This window comes from Flagellimonas spongiicola, assembly GCF_023502425.1.
In the GTDB taxonomy this organism is placed as follows: domain Bacteria; phylum Bacteroidota; class Bacteroidia; order Flavobacteriales; family Flavobacteriaceae; genus Flagellimonas; species Flagellimonas spongiicola.
In genome coordinates, this window is record NZ_JAMFMA010000002.1 from 348736 (window position 1) to 370216 (window position 21481).

10 protein-coding genes are annotated in these 21481 nt (G+C 40.0%); 9 read left to right on the forward strand and 1 reads right to left on the reverse strand.

Features of this window, described 5'->3' with window-relative positions:
* The first annotated feature begins 15 nt into the window (after positions 1 to 15).
* From M3P19_RS07780 to M3P19_RS07815, 8 genes are all read left to right on the forward strand, one after another.
* A complete protein-coding gene (locus M3P19_RS07780) occupies positions 16 to 1647 on the forward strand; it encodes a RagB/SusD family nutrient uptake outer membrane protein (protein WP_249657096.1) in 1632 nt (543 codons plus the stop codon).
* Positions 1648 to 1752: 105 nt separating this feature from the next.
* Positions 1753 to 3405 (forward strand): sodium/sugar symporter, encoded by a 1653-nt coding sequence (locus tag M3P19_RS07785; protein WP_249657097.1) that lies wholly within the window; start codon positions 1753 to 1755, stop codon positions 3403 to 3405.
* A gap of 136 nt (positions 3406 to 3541) precedes the next feature.
* Entirely contained in the window at positions 3542 to 6838 is a 3297-nt protein-coding gene (locus M3P19_RS07790) for a VCBS repeat-containing protein (RefSeq protein WP_249657098.1), read from the forward strand.
* Positions 6839 to 6843: 5 nt separating this feature from the next.
* A complete protein-coding gene (locus M3P19_RS07795) occupies positions 6844 to 10185 on the forward strand; it encodes a VCBS repeat-containing protein (protein WP_249657099.1) in 3342 nt (1113 codons plus the stop codon).
* A complete protein-coding gene (locus M3P19_RS07800; RefSeq protein WP_249657100.1) occupies positions 10178 to 13420 on the forward strand; it encodes a CRTAC1 family protein in 3243 nt (1080 codons plus the stop codon). The genes M3P19_RS07795 and M3P19_RS07800 overlap by 8 nt, the downstream gene beginning before the upstream one ends.
* A 10-nt stretch (positions 13421 to 13430) precedes the next feature.
* Complete coding sequence (locus tag M3P19_RS07805; protein WP_249657101.1) at positions 13431 to 14756, forward strand: vanadium-dependent haloperoxidase; 1326 nt, start codon at positions 13431 to 13433, stop codon at positions 14754 to 14756.
* 27 nt (positions 14757 to 14783) lie between these two features.
* On the forward strand, positions 14784 to 15686 hold the full coding sequence (locus tag M3P19_RS07810) for a GyrI-like domain-containing protein (protein ID WP_249657102.1): 903 nt from the start codon (positions 14784 to 14786) through the stop codon (positions 15684 to 15686).
* Positions 15679 to 16539, forward strand: a complete 861-nt coding sequence (locus tag M3P19_RS07815) for an NHL repeat-containing protein (RefSeq protein WP_249657103.1) — start codon at positions 15679 to 15681, stop codon at positions 16537 to 16539. The genes M3P19_RS07810 and M3P19_RS07815 overlap by 8 nt, the downstream gene beginning before the upstream one ends.
* Here M3P19_RS07815 and M3P19_RS07820 read toward each other — a convergent pair.
* A complete protein-coding gene (locus M3P19_RS07820) occupies positions 16536 to 20237 on the reverse strand; it encodes a metallophosphoesterase (protein ID WP_249657104.1) in 3702 nt (1233 codons plus the stop codon). The genes M3P19_RS07815 and M3P19_RS07820 overlap by 4 nt on opposite strands.
* Positions 20238 to 20290: 53 nt before the next feature.
* On the opposite strand from M3P19_RS07820, the gene M3P19_RS07825 reads away from it, so the two are divergent.
* Positions 20291 to 21481: a Pycsar system effector family protein gene (locus tag M3P19_RS07825; RefSeq protein WP_249657105.1), complete on the forward strand. Its 1191-nt coding sequence runs from the start codon at positions 20291 to 20293 to the stop codon at positions 21479 to 21481.

Sequence of the window (21481 nt, forward strand, 5' to 3'; positions counted from 1 at the left end):
AAAAAATTGTTTATCATGAAGAGAAATCAAATAAGATTTTATTTGTTGACCTTATTATCAGTAGGGACTATTGCATCCTGTACTGATTTGGAAATTGAAGAAACTGATTCTATTATCAGTGCTGGTTTCCAGGGTCTAGATGACCCCGCCTCAGGGGTTACAGGACTGTACAGTTCTATTGCTGGGCAGTACGCTGATCAGGCAAACAAGTTTGCCTTGGACGAAGTTACTACCGATGCCTTTCTAGTACCAACAAGAGGTACTGACTGGGGGGATAACGGTAGATGGAGAAATTTGCATACCCATGAATGGAATGCAGAAGCTGTAGATATTGTTACACCATTCCAACAATGGAACGGTAACCAATTGGTAGCTTCCCAAATTCTGGATTCAAGAAGTAACCCTTCTGGACAAGATGTTGCGGATGCAAGCTTCTTAAGAGCCTATTCCATGTACATTATTTTGGATTTATTCGGCCAAGTTCCAGTTAGAGATACCCAACTTCCTTCTTCTTCAATTCCAGAAGTATTGACAGGGGCGGATGCGGTAAATTTCATCTTAGCTGATTTGGATGCCGCCATTTCTGGTCTTCCAACAGTTGCTGCCGGAAGCGGAGATGCCAACCAAACGGGTAGTAAAGCTGCAGCTAGATATCTTAGAGCAAAAGTGCTTTTGAACAGACACATCTTTGAAAATCAATTGACTGGCGGCGGGGGTACTCCTAACGCTGGAGATATGGCAGAGGTAATTTCCTTGATTGATGCCATTGAAGCTGACGGATATGCTTTGGAAGCTGGTTATTTTGATTTATTTAGAGATTCCCCAGATAATGAAACCATCTGGTGGTTGGCTGCTGGTACTGGTAACAGAATCTATAATGGTCTTCACTACAACTCCACTTCCAACGGTGGTGGTGGATGGAATGGTTTCAGTACTTTGGCTGAATACTATGACATGTTTGAAGGTGATGCCAACAACAACAGATTGGATGCTTCTGGAGCTGCTATTGATGGTCAAGAAGAGCGTAGAGGTGGTGTTCCTCCCATGGGAACCGTTTTCTCTGGTGCTGACCAAACTGAAGAAAGTGATGATGGTTTCGAACTAGGATCTAACGTAGGTTTTGGATTCTTGGTTGGGCAACAATATGATTTAGATGGTACGCCATTGAATGATCGTCCTGGAAACCCATTGGAATTTTCAAGGGATTTTGTTGACAATAGCGGTGCAAACAGCTTGATCAATAACAGTGAAAGAACAGGTATCCGTGTTCAAAAATACGGTGCTCGTTATAACGGTGGATTTACAAACCATGAAATCATTTTCCGTTTTTCAGATGCCCACTTAATGAGAGCTGAGGCTATGATGAGATCTGGTGGTGATCCAACTTCTGAAGTTAACGAACTTCGCGTACTTAGAGGAGCTACACCATTGGCTTCTGTTGGTGAAGCAGAGTTATTGGCAGAAAGAGGTCGTGAGCTTTACGCAGAGACTTGGAGAAGGAATGATATGATCCGTTTTGGACAGTACACAAGACAATGGGAGTTTAAAGCTGCCAATTCTGTTGGAAACGATAAGTATAAATTGTTCCCTATTCCGAACCCACAGCTTTTAGCTAACCCAAACTTGGTTCAAAACCCTGATTACTAAGAGTATATAACAAACATAAAAAGGTTGTCAAATTTTTTGGCGACCTTTTTTGTTTAAATTAGCAACAAAGGGTATCGCCCTAACAACAATCAACCTATACCAGTTATGACATCTTCTTTCAGTTCTTGGGATTACCTAGTTTTTGCGTTGTATGCCGTTTTAATCCTTGGGGTTGGCCTTTGGGTCTCCCGAGATAAAAAAGGACACCAAAAAAATGCAGAAGATTACTTTTTGGCAAGTAAATCACTCCCTTGGTGGGCCATTGGAGCATCATTGATTGCTGCCAATATCTCAGCGGAACAATTTATTGGGATGTCGGGTTCCGGATTTGCGGTAGGTTTGGCAATTGCTTCCTATGAATGGATGGCGGCTTTGACCCTCCTTATCGTTGGAAAATACTTCCTCCCCATTTTTATTGAAAAAGGGCTATATACTATTCCAGAATTTGTCGAGAAACGTTTTTCCACAACGTTAAAGACCATTTTAGCCTTGTTTTGGATTGCGCTTTACGTATTCGTAAATCTGGCATCAGTCCTTTACTTGGGTTCATTGGCCATGGAAACCATCATGGGTATCCCAATGATTTATAGTATTATAGGACTAGCATTATTTGCAGCTGCGTATTCCCTATATGGTGGTCTATCCGCAGTAGCTTGGACAGATGTAATACAAGTGGTATTCTTGATTTTGGGCGGATTGGTCACTACGTATTTGGCACTAAATACTGTATCCGGAGGCGAAGGTGTAATGGCAGGGATGCAAACCGTTTTCGAAAATGTACCTGAAAAATTTGCGATGATTTTGGACAAGTCCAATCCAGAGTACAAGAATCTTCCTGGTTTAGGGGTATTGGTTGGTGGTCTTTGGGTCGCGAATCTTTATTATTGGGGTTTTAACCAATACATTATTCAAAGGACCCTTGCTGCCAAATCACTTCGGGAATCACAAAAAGGTATTTTATTAGCGGCATGTCTCAAATTGATCATTCCTTTGATTGTAGTAATCCCCGGTATCGCAGCCTATGTAATGGTAAATGATCCTGAAATTTTAGCTGGCCTTGGTGATGCTGCCGTAACCAATTTACCAAGTTTGGAACAAGCGGATAAAGCTTACCCTTGGTTACTGCAATTTCTACCTGTTGGTCTAAAAGGACTTGCTTTTGCGGCTTTGGCTGCAGCTATAGTATCTTCTTTGGCCTCCATGCTCAACTCAACATCAACAATATTCACCATGGATATTTACCGTCAATACATCAATAAAGATGCATCAGATAAAAAAACGGTTAATGTTGGTAGACTTTCTGCTGCTGTTGCTTTGATCATTGCTTCTATTATGGCACCATTATTAGGTGGAATAGACCAAGCATTCCAATTCATTCAAGAATATACAGGAATTGTAAGTCCAGGAATCCTCGCTGTTTTCTTGTTAGGACTGTTCTGGAAGAAAACTACAAACAAAGCTGCAATTACTGGTGCTTTGGTATCAATACCAATTGCCATGTACTTTAAAGTTGCACCTAAAGGTTGGTCTTCAAGTTCATTGTTTGTGGATGTTCCGTTCTTGGACCAAATGGGTTATACCCTACTTTTGACCATGTTGATTATTGTTTTAGCCAGTCTTAGTCAAAATAAAGGTCAGGATGATGCCAAAGGCATTCCATTATCAAAAAGTCTCTTTAAAACCAGTCCAACTTTCAACATTGGCTCTTTTGCGGTTCTTTTGGTATTGGCAGTGCTTTATGCCATGTTCTGGAAATAAGCACTACAAGTAAGAAATTAACACTTCGTCTATTTCGAGATAGCTTTTAGTCACCTATATTATACCCTGTTTTAAGGCCCATAACCATTTGGGGCAAATCCTTAATATACAAGCATTTAGCATATCAAGCTGATTAATGACGAAATCTTGGTTATACATACTATTACTATGCATTAGCGCCACATCCTGCGACAATGGGAAAACCACCTTGTTCAAAAAAATCCCATCCTCAAAAACAAATATCCAATTTGCAAATACACTGAACGTTAAACCGGAGTTGAATATTTTGAATTACCTCTACTACTATAATGGTGGAGGAGTTGCATCAGCGGATTTTAACAATGATGGTCTTATCGATCTTTACTTTACAGGAAATCAAGTTGCTGATGAACTTTATCTAAACAAAGGAGATTTCCAATTTGAAAATATAACCGCAGTTGCTGGGATTGACAACCCTGACGGATGGACAACGGGCGTTACCAGCATTGATATCAACAACGATGGTCTATTGGATATTTATGTATGCAAAGTCGGGCAATATCAAAACCTTTCAGGGCATAATTTATTATATGTAAACCAAGGTGTTAATACCGATGGCATGCCCTCATTCAAGGAAGAAGCAGCAAAATACAATTTGGACTTTTCAGGATTCTCAACCCACGCTGCCTTTTTTGATTATGATTTAGATGGGGATTTAGATCTATATCTCATGAATCACTCTGTATATCCAAATAGGGCATATGGCCGGGGTTCGCAAAGAAAGAATGTTGACCCTTATTCTGGTGATCGCATTTATGAAAATAACGGCGCTACATTTGATGATGTAAGTGAATCTACAGGAATTTTTCAAGGAAAGAGTGGCTATGGTCTAGGCCTATCCATAAGCGACCTAAACAACGACGGATTTCCTGACATTTACGTTGGTAATGATTTCTTCGAAAATGACTACCTCTACATCAACCAAAAAGATGGAACGTTTAAGGAAATTATCTCCAACGATAACAATAGATTAGGACATACCACCCATTTTTCAATGGGTAATGATGTAGCCGACATAAACAATGACGGCCTTACTGACATTATTTCCTTGGATATGCTCCCTGAAAATCTACAAACTTATAAGACCTCCGGACTTGAATATAGCTATCCTATTTATCAGCAATATTTAAAAAACGGCTACGCTCCACAATATATGCAGAACACCTTGCACCTTAATTTGAACAATGGAAACTTTGCTGAAATTGGTAGTCTTAGCGGTATTGCTGCAACCGAGTGGTCGTGGGGTACATTATTGGCAGACTTTGATAATGATGGTCTAAAGGATGTTTTCATCTCCAATGGCATCAAAGGGGCCACCAATGACATGGACTTCATCAATTTTATCTCCAATGAAGGTATCCAAAAACGATTAAGTCAAGGAATGTTGGAATCTGACATGCCTTTGATCGATGAAATTCCAGTTAAAAAAATTCCAAACTACATTTATAAAAATACCGACGGAACCAGTTTTGTAGACAAAACAGCATCTTGGATTGGTAATGTAAGTTCCTTTAGCAATGGCAGCATTTATGCAGATTTGGACAATGATGGGGATTTAGATATTGTGGTAAACAATGTTGACGAACAAGCTTTTATCATGGAGAATACCAGCACGTCTGGCAATCATCTGTCTTTAACAATCAACGCAGGCCCCAAAAATAAGTTTGGTATTGGAACAAAAGTGACAGCCTACACGCCAACCAAAACCATTACACAAGAAAACTATATTTCCAAAGGCTACTTGTCCGCGGTTGACCCATCAATTCATCTAGGTCTGGGAACAGATTCTATTATAGATTCCCTTCAGATTATTTGGCCAGATGGTAAATATCAAATGCTGTACGATCTAAAAGCATCTGCATCTTTAGCATTAAAAAAGGATGCTACAAAACTGAAAAAATACCACTATACCACACAAGAAAAAGAGCATGTCTTTGTTCGTTTGGATTCCCTGGTGGATTTTCAACATAGTGAAACAGCTTCATTAGATTTTGACCGTGAACCCCTGATACCTTTCGCCAATTCCAATCAAGGACCGGATATTACTGTTTTTGATGTGAATAAAGATGGCCTTGAGGACTTTTTTATCAGCGGGGCGAAAAGACAAAGTTCTGTTCTTTACATTCAGGAGACCGATGGAAGCTTTACTACTCGTCAACCCGAGCTATTTGATCAAGATAAGGTCAATGAAGATGTCACCCATACGGTCTTCAATGCCAATGATGATGCCTATCCTGATTTGTTGGTTGGTAGTGGAGGAAATGAGTTTCTCTCTGGCAAACCAATTCAACCAAGAATCTACCTCAATAGAAATGGGCAAATGGAAATTGACACCCTATTACTGCCCAAATTAGAAGTCAATGCATCCAAAGTTATGGCGGTAGATTTTGATAATGACAATGTGCAGGAAATTCTCCTATTGTCTGATCAAGTTCCATCACAATATGGAAAAACACCTAGGCAGTATCTCCTAAAAAGAAACAGTCAAGGCAAATTCATTGATGCTACCGAACAAACGATACCTGAATTAGTAGAATTGGGAAATATAAAGGATGCCCTTTCTGTGGATATCGACAATAACGGTTTTATGGATTTAATTGTGGCCGGTCATTGGATGCCCATAGCCGTTTTTTTAAATGACGGACAAACCTTAACACTACAAAAGAACAATGGGCTTGAAAATACCCATGGCTGGTGGAATACTATACAAATGGATGATTTGGATGGCGATGGTGATTTAGACCTGATAGCTGGGAATTGGGGTCTTAATAGCAAACTAAAAGCAACCGCAAACCACCCAATAAATCTGTATCTAAATGATTTTGATGACAATGGGTCCATGGAACCCGTCGTGACCCATTTTCACAAGAATACCGAAACCCCATTTGCATCCAAGGACGAACTGGTTAAGCAAATGCCATTTCTAAACAAGAAATATCTCTCCTACGCTACATTCGCCAAAGCATCCATTACCGAGTTATTTGGAAGTGAAAAGCTGAATTCCGCCACAACGAAACACGTTTATGAATTGGCTAGTTGCTATTTTATAAACGAAGGCAACGATACATTTACCAAGTATCTACTGCCTAATTTAGTCCAGTCCTCAGCCGTGTTTGAAATTGACCTCGAAGACTTGGACAATGACAACGTTAAAGAACTGATTTTCTTGGGCAATAACTATGAAATTAGCACCCAATTAGGAAGGTTGGATGCCTTTCATGGACTAATTTTGCACCGCACCGCAAATGGAGTTTACGAGGTGATGAAAAATACTGGATTTGATGTTTCCGGTGCCACAAGATCTATGAAAAAAATTACCATAGACGATAAAGAGGTTTTTATCGTGGGTAGAAACAATGCCGCACCAAAATTTTTGGTTAAAAGACAACAATGATGAAGATGAACACAAACATATTGAAGCTAACCTTACTGACTATTCTATTTGTGTCATGCAATGGTCAAAATGAAAGTGATTCCAATGTAAATAAGGAAACCCTATTTACGCTATTACCCTCAGAAGAAACAGGGGTGACCTTCGTTAATAAGGTCGAAAACCAAAAAAACTTCAACATTTTCAAATACCGTAATTTTTACAATGGTGGTGGCGTAGCTATTGGTGACATCAACAATGATGGCCTTCCGGACATCTACCTAACGGGGAATATGGTGCCAAATAAATTGTACTTGAATAAAGGAGATTTAAAATTTGAGGACATCTCGGAATCGGCAGGTATTACAGGTAACAAACCATGGTCCACAGGTGTCGTTATGGTAGATATCAATCAGGATGGATTATTGGATATTTACGTAAGCAACGCGGGTAACATGGAAGGAAACAACCATGACAATGATCTCTACATCAACAATGGGGATTTGACTTTTTCCGAAAAAGCCGCCGAATTTAATCTGGCGGAAACAGGTTTTACGACCCATGCTTCCTTTTTTGATTATGACAAAGATGGCGATTTGGACGCTTACATCCTCAATAACAGCAATATACCAGTAAGTAGTCTAGGTTATGCAGAGCAACGGGAAGTAAGAGCACAAGACTGGGAAGGAGTTCCTCATATTTTTAGAGGTGTGGGTGATATGTTGCTGCGAAATGATAATGGCCGTTTTGTGGATGTCAGCGAAGAGTCTGGTATTTATGGCAGTCTAATTGGTTTTGGTTTGGGCGTAATGGTGACCGACCTTAATAATGATCTTTATCCAGACATCTACGTTTCCAATGATTTTTATGAAAGAGATTATCTCTACATCAACCAAAAAGATGGCACGTTTGACGAGCAAATAAAGGATTGGACATCGCACCTGAGTCTTTCCGCCATGGGGATAGACATTGCAGACGTCAATAACGATGGCCATAACGATATTTTCATCACTGACATGCTTCCCGAACACGAACAACGTGTTAAATCCGTAATGGAATTTGAAGGATACAATGTCTTTGAATTAAAGCAGAGCAAGGATTTCTTCCAGCAGTATATTCAAAACACCTTGCAATTGAACAATGGCAATGGTACTTTCTCTGAAGTAGCCTATTACAGCGGAATAGATGCAACGGATTGGAGTTGGGCTGGTTTGATATTTGATATGGACAATGACGGACTCAAGGATATCTTCATTACCAATGGAATCAATCATGATCTGACAGATTTGGATTTCGTGGATTTCTTCGCCAATGAGATTATTCAAAAGATGGCATTGACAGGTCGGAAAGAATCCATTGATTCCATCATCAACAAAATGCCAATTAAGCCACAACCCAATTACGCCTATAAAAACAACGGAGACATCACCTTTAAAAATGCGAACAAGGAATGGGGATTTGAACTTCCAACGCGTTCCAACGGAGCTGCATATGGGGATTTGGACAATGATGGGGATTTGGACATGGTCATCAATAATGTAAATACCGAATCGTTCATTTATCGAAACAACACGAACACCCAGCTGGACAATAACTATATCCAATTAAAATTCAACGGTTCTGAAGCGAACAAATTTGGAGTTGGAACATTGGTAAAATTCTATTTTGACGGAAATATTGTAAACCAAGAGTTGATTCCTTCCCGTGGATTTCAATCTTCAATGGATTATGGAATGACCTTAGGCTTGGGTAAAACAAGCGAATTGGATTCCATCAGAATTGTATGGCCAGATGACAAAACGCAAGTACTGAACAAGGTGCCCTCCAATCAAGTCATCACTGTTGATTACAAAAACAATACGGGCAATTATACGCCACCTAATCCTGATGGTCAATCCACTATGATTACCGAGTTGACTTCGAACACCTTACAAAGTCATCAAGAGAACCATTACAACGATTTTGATTTTGAGGGTCTTATCTATAGCAAATTATCACAAGAAGGTCCATCATTGGCCACTGGAGATGTAAATGGTGACGGTAATGAGGATTTCTTCATTGGAGGCGCACAAGGTCAAGCAGGCGCCCTTTATTTACACCAAGGCAATGGGAACATCCAACAAAAATCGAATCCAGTTTTTGAGCTTGACAAAAATTTTGAGGATGTGGCTGCGGCAATGTTCGATGCGGATGGGGATTCCGACCTAGATCTTATGGTGGGTACTGGCGGAAATAATGTCAACCAGCAAACAACATATCGTGCACGACTGTATCTTAATGATGGGAAAGGCAATTTTACAAAATCAGAACAGGAACTTCCCTCCACTTTCAAAAACATTTCTACACTAGCTCCGCATGATTTTGATCAAGATGGTGATATTGATGTTTTTGTTGGTTCTCGAAGTGTTGTTGGTGTTTATGGCCTATCACCAGATCATTTGTTTTTGGAAAACAAAGGTGATGGAACCTTTGCTGATGCAACGGAAAAATTGGCATACGGATTAAAGGATGCTGGGATGATTACGGATGCCGAGTGGGCTGATGTTAATTCGGATGGTAAATTGGATTTGATCGTAAGTTCAGAATGGGGTACCCCAAAAATTTATAGAAATTCTGGAAGACGTTTGTCCACAATGCCTTCTAGTTTGGATAGCTTACATGGATGGTGGAATACCGTGGAAGCAGCCGACCTTGATAATGATGGCGACCAAGACTTGATTCTAGGTAATCAAGGACTGAATATCCATTATCGCCCCTTGGAATATCAACCCATGAAAATCTGGATCAACGATTTTGATGATAATGGAACCATAGAACAAATTGTGACCCAAAATTATGATGGAGGTGACTATCCAATCCATCAAAAAAGGGAGTTAACCGAGCAAATGGTATCTCTTAAAAAAGAGAACCTAAAGGCTTCAGACTACTCCAAAAGGACCATTCATCAATTGATCCCAAAAGAAGTATTGGATAAATCCATTGTGAAGCAGGTAAACACCTCAGCATCTGTAATCGCCATAAACGAAGGAGGAGGAAAATTTACCATCAAACAACTACCTCCTCGAGCCCAATTGTCATGCATCTGCGATATCACATGCACGGATGTAAACAACGATGGCAATTTAGATTTGATCATGGCGGGAAACAACTTTGAGTTCAAACCGCAATTTTCACGCTTGGATGCCAGCTATGGAAATTTACTATTGGGTGATGGGAACCTTGGTTATGAATGGCTTAACTATGATAAAAGCGGCTTTGCCATCAAAGAGGAGGTAAAACAGCTCCAAAAAATTACGGACAGTGCTGGTAAAGAATACCTGATAGCAGCCATCAATAATGAAAAACCCAAGATTTTTGCCATAAATGAATAGGATTCTTAGCATATTTTTTGGTTCGTTGTTAGTGGCAAGTTGTGCCAAGCAAGGGGATTTGTTCAAAAATCCAAGCCCTAGTGAAACCGGAATTCAATTTGAAAATTTGTTGAGCGAATCCGAAAACCTCAGCATTTTGGACTACCTCTATTTTTATAATGGCGGAGGGGTTGCCATTGGTGACATCAATAATGATGGACTTCCAGATATTTATTTTACCGGAAATCAAGTAAAAAACAAACTTTATCTCAACAAAGGAAATCTAAAATTCGAAGACATTACGGAATCTGCTGGAGTTGAGGGCCAGAGCAGCTGGAACACGGGTACGGTAATGGCAGATGTCAATGGTGATGGGTTTTTGGATATTTATGCCTGCGCAGTAGTAGGAATAAACGGCTTTGATGGTTATAATGAGCTTTTCATCAATAATGGTGACAATACCTTCACGGAAAGTGCTGCAGCGTATGGACTGGACTTCGATTCTTACAGTTCCAATGCTGCTTTTTTCGATTACGACCTAGATGGTGACCTAGATATGTATCTTCTCAACCATGCGGTGCATACCCAAAATTCGTACGGTAAGTACGATTTGAGATTTGAACGCAATTACGAGACTGGGGACAAACTATTGCGCAATGATTCTGGCAAATTCGTGGATGTAAGCGAAGAAGCAGGGATTTTTGGCGGTATCAACGCCTATGGGTTGGGCTTGGCCATATCCGATTTCAATCTAGATGGTTACCCAGATGTTTATGTTGGCAACGACTTCCATGAAGATGATTACTACTATTTGAACAACGGGGATGGAACATTTACCGAAAGTTTAAGGGCGTATTTTGGTCATACAAGTCGCTTCTCTATGGGAAGTGATGTTGCGGATATTAATGGTGATGGACGGCCAGATTTAATTTCTTTGGATATGTTACCAGAGGATGAAGTAGCCTTAAAATCCTCCGAAGGGGATGACAACATACAAACACAGCGCCTCCGCATCAATGAATTTGGATACCATTACCAGTTTACGAGAAATATGCTGTTCATTAACCAACCTGATGGCAACTATTTGGAAACTGCGTTAATGAGTGGTGTATCCGCAACAGATTGGAGTTGGAGCGCATTATTCGGGGATTATGATCAAGATGGAAAACAGGATCTATTCGTTTCCAATGGAATTCCTAAACGACCGAATGATTTGGATTTCATCAATTTTCTTTCTAGCGATCAAATCAAAAGTAAGATTGACAACACTAAACTTGTAGATCAGGAAGCGTTGGGTTTAATGCCGTCGGGAACAGCTTCCAACTACATTTTCAAAGGCACTGAAGGACTTGGATTTGAGGATATGTCCACCTCTTGGATTACCAACGACACCTTGATTTCTGGAGCCACTGCCATGGGTGATCTAGATGGGGACGGTGATTTGGACTTGGTGACCAACAACTTATTCGCACCGGCTCGACTTTACATTAACAAAACTGATGCGCAAAGGAATTATCTGAATTTGAAGCTGAACTTTTCGGAAAAAAACCAGTTTGGAGTTGGATCAAAAGTGTATGCCTACACAAATGGGAAACTCCAATTCAAGGAATTGTTTCCATCCCGTGGTTTTCAAGCTTCTTCAGAACCAATTGTTCATTTTGGATTTGGGAATAGCACACAGGTGGATTCCATGAAAATTGTGTGGCCCAATAAACAGTTTCAAGTTTTAAAGGATGTTTCGGTCAATCAAACCATAATTGTGAGCCCAGAGGGCACAAAACCTTTTTCCTATGGCCAGCTTACTCCTGCCGCAAACCCATTGTTCACAAAAATCCCGGACAGTTTAGGTCTGGACTATGTTCATGAAGAAGACATCTATACTGATTTCAACCGGGAAAAACTGATTCCATATCAAATTTCCGATCAAGGTCCAGCGGTAGCTTTAGGCGATTTGAATGGTGACGGATATACGGACATCTATTTTGGGGCTTCTAAATACAAGTCAGCAAAAGTTTATATTCAGACAGATTCAGGTTTTGAAGCATCATATTACCCTGAATTAGTGCGGGATTCAATTAAGGAAAATGTGGATGCTGTCATTTCCGATTTCAACAATGATCAAACCATGGATATCCTGATAAGCTCAGGGGGTGGCGATTTCTTTGGGGAATCAGAAGAATTATTGGATCAGCTTTACCTTCAAAATGATAAAGGTTTCGAAAAACAGGAATTGCCAAAACTATTCCAAAATTCATCGGTTATCAGACCCTATGATATTGACGATGATGGAGATCTTGATGTTTTTATCGGCGGGCATACTTTGACCTCCAATTTTGGTGTACCAATCCCTTCCCAGTTATTGATCAATGAAAATGGTCAATTTTCGGAACAAAAAGGTTTTGCCAACAACGGTTTCCGAGGTATGGTTACTGATGCTTTATGGGATGATTGGAACAAAGATGGACAAACGGACCTCATCGTGATAGGTGAATGGATGTCCCCTACTTTTTTTGAAAACAGAAATGGACAATTCATACAAGTCCAAGGGATAGAACTAAATGGGTTATGGCAAACCATCGAAGCCTTTGATATTGACTCAGATGGCGATAAAGATTACCTACTGGGCAATTGGGGGACCAATTCCAAATTCAAAGCATCCACAGCTTTCCCTATGAAGCTGTACCGTCATGATTTTGACAATAATGGTCAGATAGAAACCATAACGGCCATGGAAAAAAATGGCACCTACTATCCATTGGAATCATTGGATGGCTTGTCTTCCCAGATGGTCGTATTGAAAAAACGTTTCACGAACTATAAGTCGTTTGCCGGTACTACAATGGATGGATTGTTCCCGGAAGAAGTATTGAGTCAAGCTACAATATTGGAAGTCAATACGCTACACTCGGGCTATCTTAAAAACAACAATGGTACATTTGAGTTTGTTCCATTTGGGCCGGAATTACAACTTTCACCTATCAAGGACTTTGTTTCAGACGATTTTGACGGAGATGGGAATGCTGAAGTTTTGATTGGCGGAAACTACTTTGGTGTTAAACCTTATCATGGTAGATTTGATTCATTTCCAGGTGCATTGCTGGAAAATGAAGAAAAAGTAACTTTGGGAAATCAATTGGGCTTGGATTTCACCAAAAAATCAATTAGACACTTGAAAATAATTGAATTTAAAGGCGAAAAACACTTGTTGGTGGTCTTTAACAATGATCGCGCCCAGTTATACAAATACAACAACTAAACCTGATACAATGAAAGAGAGAATTGGAACCATTGCACTACTTGTTTTGCTATTGGCATCGTGTGCTCCAAAGGAAGAGGCAATAATCATTAGCCCAGAAGACTACCACAGTTCGGTGGATAAAGTCACCGAGGTGATGATTCATGATATTTTCTCACCACCAGTCGCAAGTCGGATTTTTGCCTATCCAAACGTTGCTGCCTATCAAATTCTAGCACAAAAACATGACGATTATAAGTCGTTGGCAGGACAAGCAAGGGATTTGACTGAAATACCTGCGCCAGCCAATCCAGAGGTGATCAATTATGAGTTAGCCGCTTTGATTGCGCATATCGATATGAGCAAAAAGTTGATTTTCTCAGAAGACCGTATTGAAACTTACCGCGATAGTCTTTACGCCATTTGGTCCGATAAAAATGAAACTGTGTTCAATGCCTCGAAGGCTTATGCACTGGAAGTTTCTGATCATATAGGGGCTTGGATGGATGGGGACAATTACAAACAGACCCGTACCATGCCGAAGTTTACGGTGAATTCCGAAAATCCGTCAAGATGGCAACCCACGCCTCCGGCGTACATGAGTGGTATTGAACCGCATTGGAGTAAAATCAGACCCTTTGTCATCGATTCTGCAGCTCAATTCAAACCATTACCTCCTCCTCTCTTTTCTATGGAAGAAGGCACGGATTTTTTCAAAGAAGTGAAGGAAGTTTACGATATCAGTCAGGAAATTACCGCCAAAGGCGACGATTCTGAGGAAGTGGCCATTGCACAATTCTGGGATTGTAATCCCTATGTTTCGGTCACTCGTGGGCATTTAATGTTTGCCACAAAAAAAATAACCCCTGGAGCGCACTGGATTGGTATTGTTAAAATTGCTACGCGCAAAACAAATTCCGATTTTGCAAAAACCGTATATGCCTATACCAAAACTTCCATGGCTATCGCTGATGCCTTCATTAGTTGTTGGGATGAAAAGTACCGCAGTAATCTAATTCGGCCAGAAACATTGATCAATGAACATATAGATGATAGTTGGGAACCAGTGTTGCAGACACCTCCATTCCCAGAATACACAAGTGGTCATAGTGTGGTTTCTGGTGCTGCTGGCATCACATTGACAAGCATCTTTGGAGACAATTTTGCTTTTGACGATGACACTGAAATCCCATATGGACTTCCTGTCAGATCATTTAAATCGTTCAATGCTGCGGCAGACGAAGCAGCAATAAGTCGTATGTATGGTGGAATCCATTATAGAGCGGCCGTAAATGTTGGTGTAAAACAGGGCCGAGATCTTGGGCAATTTGTGGTGGATAATCTAGACATGAATTAATTTATCATATTAGAACGACAAAAAGGAATGAAGAAATTTCTGTGGATATTCTCAGCACTGCTTTTAATTCTATTAGCCTGGTATCTATTTGTAAAACCATCGGATTACACTATTCGATTTGAAGCAAAAACATTTCCAGGAGCGATTAACCAGACCATAAAACTTTGGAATTTAAGTTTGGATTCCGATGCACCGGTACAGTTTGATAGAGATATACTGCACTTACACCAAAGGCTTAAGTTCAATGATTCCACACACATTTATGACTGGGAAATTATTCCACTGGGCGACTCCCTTTCCAAGGTTGTTGTGAATATTCGAGATGAGAATTTCAGCTTGTCAAACAAGATAAAAGTTCCTTTCTCCGATACCGATTTTGAGAAGCGATCTCGAAAAACAGTACTCAACTTTATGGAAAACATCAATGATCATATTGATAAGTTTAAGGTAACGATTGAAGGGATTGAAGAAATTCCGGAAAAATACATTGCTTACGTTCCAGTAAAGTGTACCCAATTTCAAAAGGCTGGCGGCATGATGGAAAATCTAGCCTATATCAGCCAGATGTTGTTGGAACACCAAGTGGAATTGAATGGCCCACCAATGGTGCAAGTCACAAAATGGGATATGGAAAAAGATAGTATTGAATACAATTTTGGGCATCCTATAATCCGCTCCGAAAAACTTCCAATAGGAACTGATATTCAATACAAGCGAATTTTCCCTCAAAGAGCCCTCAAAGCGGTTTACAATGGCAATTACATTACTTCTGATAGAGCATGGTATGCGTTGTTGGATTATGCGAAAAAGAACAATATTGCCGTTGAAAACAAACCTGTGGAAGTATTTTACAATAACCCAAATATGGGTGGTGACGAATTGAATTGGAAAGCGGAAATCTACTTGCCAATAAAGGAAAGCAATGATTAGAACGGGCCTGTTATTGCTCTTGAGTATGATGAGTGCTTGCGCTCAAAAACCTTGGTATGGTGATTTTAATTATTTAGGAAAACTGCCGGCCAAACTTAATGAAGTCTCAGGCATAGCTACCAATAATGGTAAAATAATCTGGGCCATAGAGGATAATGGCAATAAAGACCATATCTACGGGCTTAATTTGCAAGGGACTTTAGTCAAGGAATTTGAAATAGAAAATGGAAAAAACCATGACTGGGAAGATTTGGCGAATGACAATTCTGGGAATTTATACATAGGGGATTTTGGAAATAATGCCAACGACAGAAAAAACCTAAGCATTCTTAAAATCCCTAATCCTGACAAGGCGAAGGGTAAAAAAATCAAAGCTGAAAAAATTAGTTTCCACTATCCCGAACAGACCAAATTCCCGCCCAAAAAATCAAAATTGCATTTTGATTGCGAGGCCTTTTTTCATCATGAAGACCATCTTTTTTTGATTACAAAAGACAGGTCAAGGCCATACCAAGGGAAGGCGTTCATTTATAAAATTCCAGCAAAAGAAGGGAACTACGAGGCTGAGTTAATTGGCACGTTTAAATCCTGTGAAGACACACAATTCTGTTCCATTACTGGTGCCGCTATTTCTCCGGATGGAAAAAAAGTAGTCTTACTAGGTTCTGGTTTTATCTGGTTGTTCAGTGATTTTGGTTCTGAAAATTTCACCAAAGGCAACTTACGAACGATAGATGTATTGCATCGTACACAACAGGAATCCATCTGTTTTAAGGATAATAAAACCATCTTGATTGCTGATGAGCAATCCAAAACTAAAGGAAGAAACCTGTATTCGTATACCTTGGACTAAAAACCAAATCCGATTCCAAAGGCAAAACGCATACCATCTGCGCTCCCGAACAATCCCATATTGGCTGATAAGATTCCCGCGCCATCCACAAAGAATCCACCACCGTAAGAATTATGCCATTTATCAGAATCATCACCTGGGAACCAAACTCTACCATAATCAAATGCGCCATATATACCAGGTGTTACGGGTAAAAATCCTGCTTTTCCTTTCCTTAGGCTCAAACGTAGGTCGGTATTTTGATAAAACGAGGATTTTCCAGTGAATCTTTGAAACCTAAAACCGCGAAGTCCATCATTAGCTCCAATAGTTGCTCCTTGGTAAAATTCAAATCCATCCCCAAAGTTAATATGACCTTTTACTTTTGTGGCCAATACTAAATTTCCGTCTCCCGTTAGTTTATGATCAACAGATAAGCTAGGTATCAAATAAGAGTAACTATTACCGGTTTCCGTAAGATTGGTTTTGAACCCCCCAGCAACTGAAATGCTCATGCCCAGGGTTGGAAATGCTTCACTATCTGTATTTGAATAACTATACCCTGCTTCCACACCAAAAAAGCTCTGCTCATTTTCTTCGCCATTGTCCACAAAGAATTCATTGATGAATCGATCTTCGGTTTCTTCCACTTCATAATCTTCATAGGAAACCCCAACTTTAACCTTAGAGCCCAATCGACCACGCCATACCAAGGCTGGTGCAAATTTGATTGTACTTAGCTTTACCCTATTGTAATCAAGGCCTAATGGATGATCATCATCAATGTTCTCAGTTTCATTTCCAAAACCAAAGAAGTTAATGGAAAAATTGGGGCTGGTAAACCGTGCATCCAGCTCTAAGTTCACCCCTTCTATGACATTGGCGAATTCACCATTGTATCCAAAATCAAAACCATTGGTGGCAAAGTAAAATGCTCCGTTAAATGTATGTTGTTGGGTAAACGGATTTTGCCTAAACCCATTATGCGTATACATATTTACAAATCCCAATCTAAAGCCGTCATCAGGATTGAAACCTACCGCAGGCAAAAAAGTATTGCTACTGGCTTTTATTTTTAGAAAATCATAGGTATTGGTATCATAGTCGTTGATTCTATGGATGTTGCCCCCGAAAGCTTCATCATAGGTATTGTTCTTGCTTCTAGAATCGTAGGCATGCACCTTTTTTGATCGTTCCGCGATTTTATAAACATCGTTGTTTTGCCCTCCCACCAATCGCAATACAATTTTGGATGAATTGGTATTTATGTCAAATACATCGTCATCATCCAGACCATAGATCCATACTTCTTTGGTATGCTCTGGTTTATAGGTTTTCTGGAAAAACAAATCTTCGCGCTCGCCACCTTTTATGCGATATGCACGAACTTCCAAATTCCCTTTGCCATCGGAGGTAATATGAAAATAATCGTCCTTGTCCGTACCCGTAACCACACTATATTTGTTGATGACACCAAAATATTCCCTTGCCGTTTCCACCAAATTATGCTTTCTTCTTAACAGCTTTCTTTTGATTTCATCCATTGTTTCATCCCGAACCTCTTCAGGAAACAACAGCAGTGCTTCATCAATTGTACGCTCAGTAATATGCTGTTGAATGTATTTGGCTTGTTCTAACCATTGCTCAAGGGTTGTTTCAGACAAAACCGCCATATCCAAGGCAAAGGTTTTGGGAGAAGATGTAAATCCCTTCACACTTCGGATTTCATCACCAAAGCCCTCAAATATTTTTAGGCTAGGAACAGTTTTGGAAGCAATTCCCATGAAAAATCCATCACCCCAAATTGAATAAGCTTGGTCGCGATCTCTTGGGATGGGTCGATAGATTACTTTATCTCCTTCTTCAAACTCCGCCCATCTCCATTGATCCACATGCCTATCCCAATCACCTAGCATCATATCAAAAAGTCTGGCCCTAGCATACAGCACCTGGTCCATTGCATATTTTTCATCTTTTCGGAGCTTCTTGATTAGGTCGTATGTACTCTCAATATCCTTGGTACGCCCAAAACTTTCAATATCATGTCCTTTAGACACATGTTCTTCTATCATGACCAGTTCATCCCCAAATTCACTATTAAAGTCCCCTAGTGCATTCTGCCTAGGTAAATAATACAATTTTGGATTGGTATGATACACACCTATTGCATCTGACAAAGGACCTAATGTAAATGGTGCATAAGGATGTGCTCCTGTATACAAATCCAGTAGCAACCGCTCTGGATATGAATCTTCAAACTTTCCAATTACATACGACTCTTGGAACAACATGGCTTGCAGATAGCGTTCCGCACTTTTTCGTAGTGCACGTAATACAAACTGTCGACCATCAGCGTGCTGTAGTCGTAACGAATTGGATTGGTTTCCACCTCCCTTGCGAATGACTTTCAGCCCACCCATAATCGTATCCAAAAGTACAGTGGGAGCTTTTACCTTAGTCCCGTAATATTTTCTATACCGCTCTCCCCAAAACCATTTATGGAACCCATTCGCCTGAATTTCCTCTTCGGTGTATACCGATGATGTTCCATAAGCTGGAAAATCATTGCCATAATCATTGGTTTGCCCCGTTTCATCTGGTGGAAGTACTTGGGTTTGGTATAATACATCTTCATTTTCTTCAGCTCCCCGGAAATCTACATCTGAAGAACCGTCTTTATATACCGTTAACACCGCATAGCCCATTTTTCCTGTAGAGAACTTACTACCATTCAAGAGTTTAGTGGCTCCCTTTTTTGCACCAGAACCACTAACAATCTGTGGAATGCCCTCTTCAACAATATATTGTAAGGTATGTTCATGTCCAGAAGTGAAAATCACCTTATCAGAAAACTGTGACAAGGTTACTATCCGATTTCGAAGGCGATCGTACATTTTGTTGGAAACATCTTCAATGGTTGCGCCGGAAGTTCTACGTAAAAAGTTAATGAATGAACCCATAATAGGCAAGGGTACATTTCCACTAGGAGAAATATGTTGTTTGAATGAAAAGTAACCTCCATGCGATCCATAAGTAAACATGGGATGGTGCATTGCAACAATAATGGTTTTATCCAGATTCTTTTTGATCAAACTTTCGAATTCCTCAAAAAAACGTGTTCGGCTTTTGATTTCACATTCGTCGTTCATCGTGGGGTGTTTGTCCCAATCCACCAGATACCATTCGGTGTCGATGGCAATGACCATCACCTTATCACTAATCTCAATTTTCTCAATAGGACATCCGTTATCCGGCAAGAACACCTCTTTGCTATCCAATGCTTTTTGAATGTATTTCTCCTCTCTTTCCAATCCCTTGAGACCATTGGCATACCAATCGTGGTTTCCAGGAATAAAAACTGTCCGACCTTTAAACTCTTTCAAGGTCTCTAGCTGGGCGTCCAAATGGTTTTTTGCCAATTCATGACCTTCAGGATCTTCGTTTTTACTAGAGAAACCTGCAGGATAGATATTGTCACCCAAAAAAATCGCAGTACTGTTTTTGGATGCATCGGTCAATTCCCGCTTTATCTTCTTTAAAGCAGGGTTCAAATCACCAACCGGAGATTTTCCAGCATCACCGATCAAATAAAATGTATGTTCTACTTCTTTTTCCGAACTTATACTACTAGGAACGAATGGCTCGGCATATTTGGCCTCATAAGTGGCACATCCAGCCGAAAGGAATATCAAGAGTATTAAGAGGTAATGTTGTTTCATATCGATGAGGTTGAGTCCAAAATTTTGTATTTTGGATTGTTCAAAGTACTAATATGTCGGAAATTGTAGAAAAAGCTGAATCTTTTGTTACGGAAATTTTGGAAAAAAATTTAGATCCCAAATTTCTTTACCACAATCTTAAACATACCCAACGTGTAGTTAAAAGTACTAAAGAATTGCTCAATTTCTACAATCTGGGAGATGCTGCAGATGAAAAGCTATTGCTTACCGCTTGGTTTCATGATACAGGATACACCAAAGGTGTGAAGGACCATGAGGCAGCAAGTTGTGTAATCGCCACAGACTTTTTGAAGAAAGAAAAGTATGATGCAAATGCTATTGAAGAGATTTGTGCTTCCATAATGGCCACCAAAAGGTACCATGAACCAACAAACCTTACTGAAGAAATCATTAGGGATGCGGATGCGTCTCATTTTGCGCAGGGTAGTTATTGGGAAACCACGGATTACTTAAGGGACGAACTCAAAGAATTGGGACTGGCGGATTACTCCAACAAAGATTGGCGAGACATTAATATCAAGATGTTCCGTAACGAACATCAATTTTATACAGATTATGCCAAGGAAAATTGGTCTGATGGTAAGGAGAAGAACCTAAAACAACTGGTAAAAGAGAAAAAGACCGAAAAGGAAATTGCCAAAAAAGAAGCCCTTAAGGCCAAATACAAGAATGAAAGCCCAGACCGCGGAATCCAAACCTTGTTCCGGGTCACCCTTAAAAACCATTTGACCTTAAGTGATATTGCCGATACCAAAGCGAATATCCTACTCTCGGTAAATGCAATCATTATTTCGGTGGCCCTGTCCAATCTTATACCTAAACTGGACAACCCCACCAATGCTTATTTGATATTGCCCACTGCTGTATTCATAACCTTTAGCGTAGTATCCATGATTCTGGCTGTTTTGGCAACAAGACCTAATGTTACCAGCGGGCAGTTCACAAAATCAGATGTGGAACAAAAGAAGGTCAACCTATTGTTCTTTGGGAATTTCCATAAAATGAGCCTTGCTGATTATGAATGGGCAATTCAAGAATTGGTAAAGGACAAGGATTATATTTATTCCTCCTTAACCAAAGACCTTTACTTTCTGGGGTTAGTCCTAAACAGGAAATACAAAATCCTTCGATTGACCTATACCATTTTCATGCTTGGTATTATCATATCCGTAATTACATTCGCGCTATCCTTTAATTTCTTGGGCGGATTGGAACGGATGTAG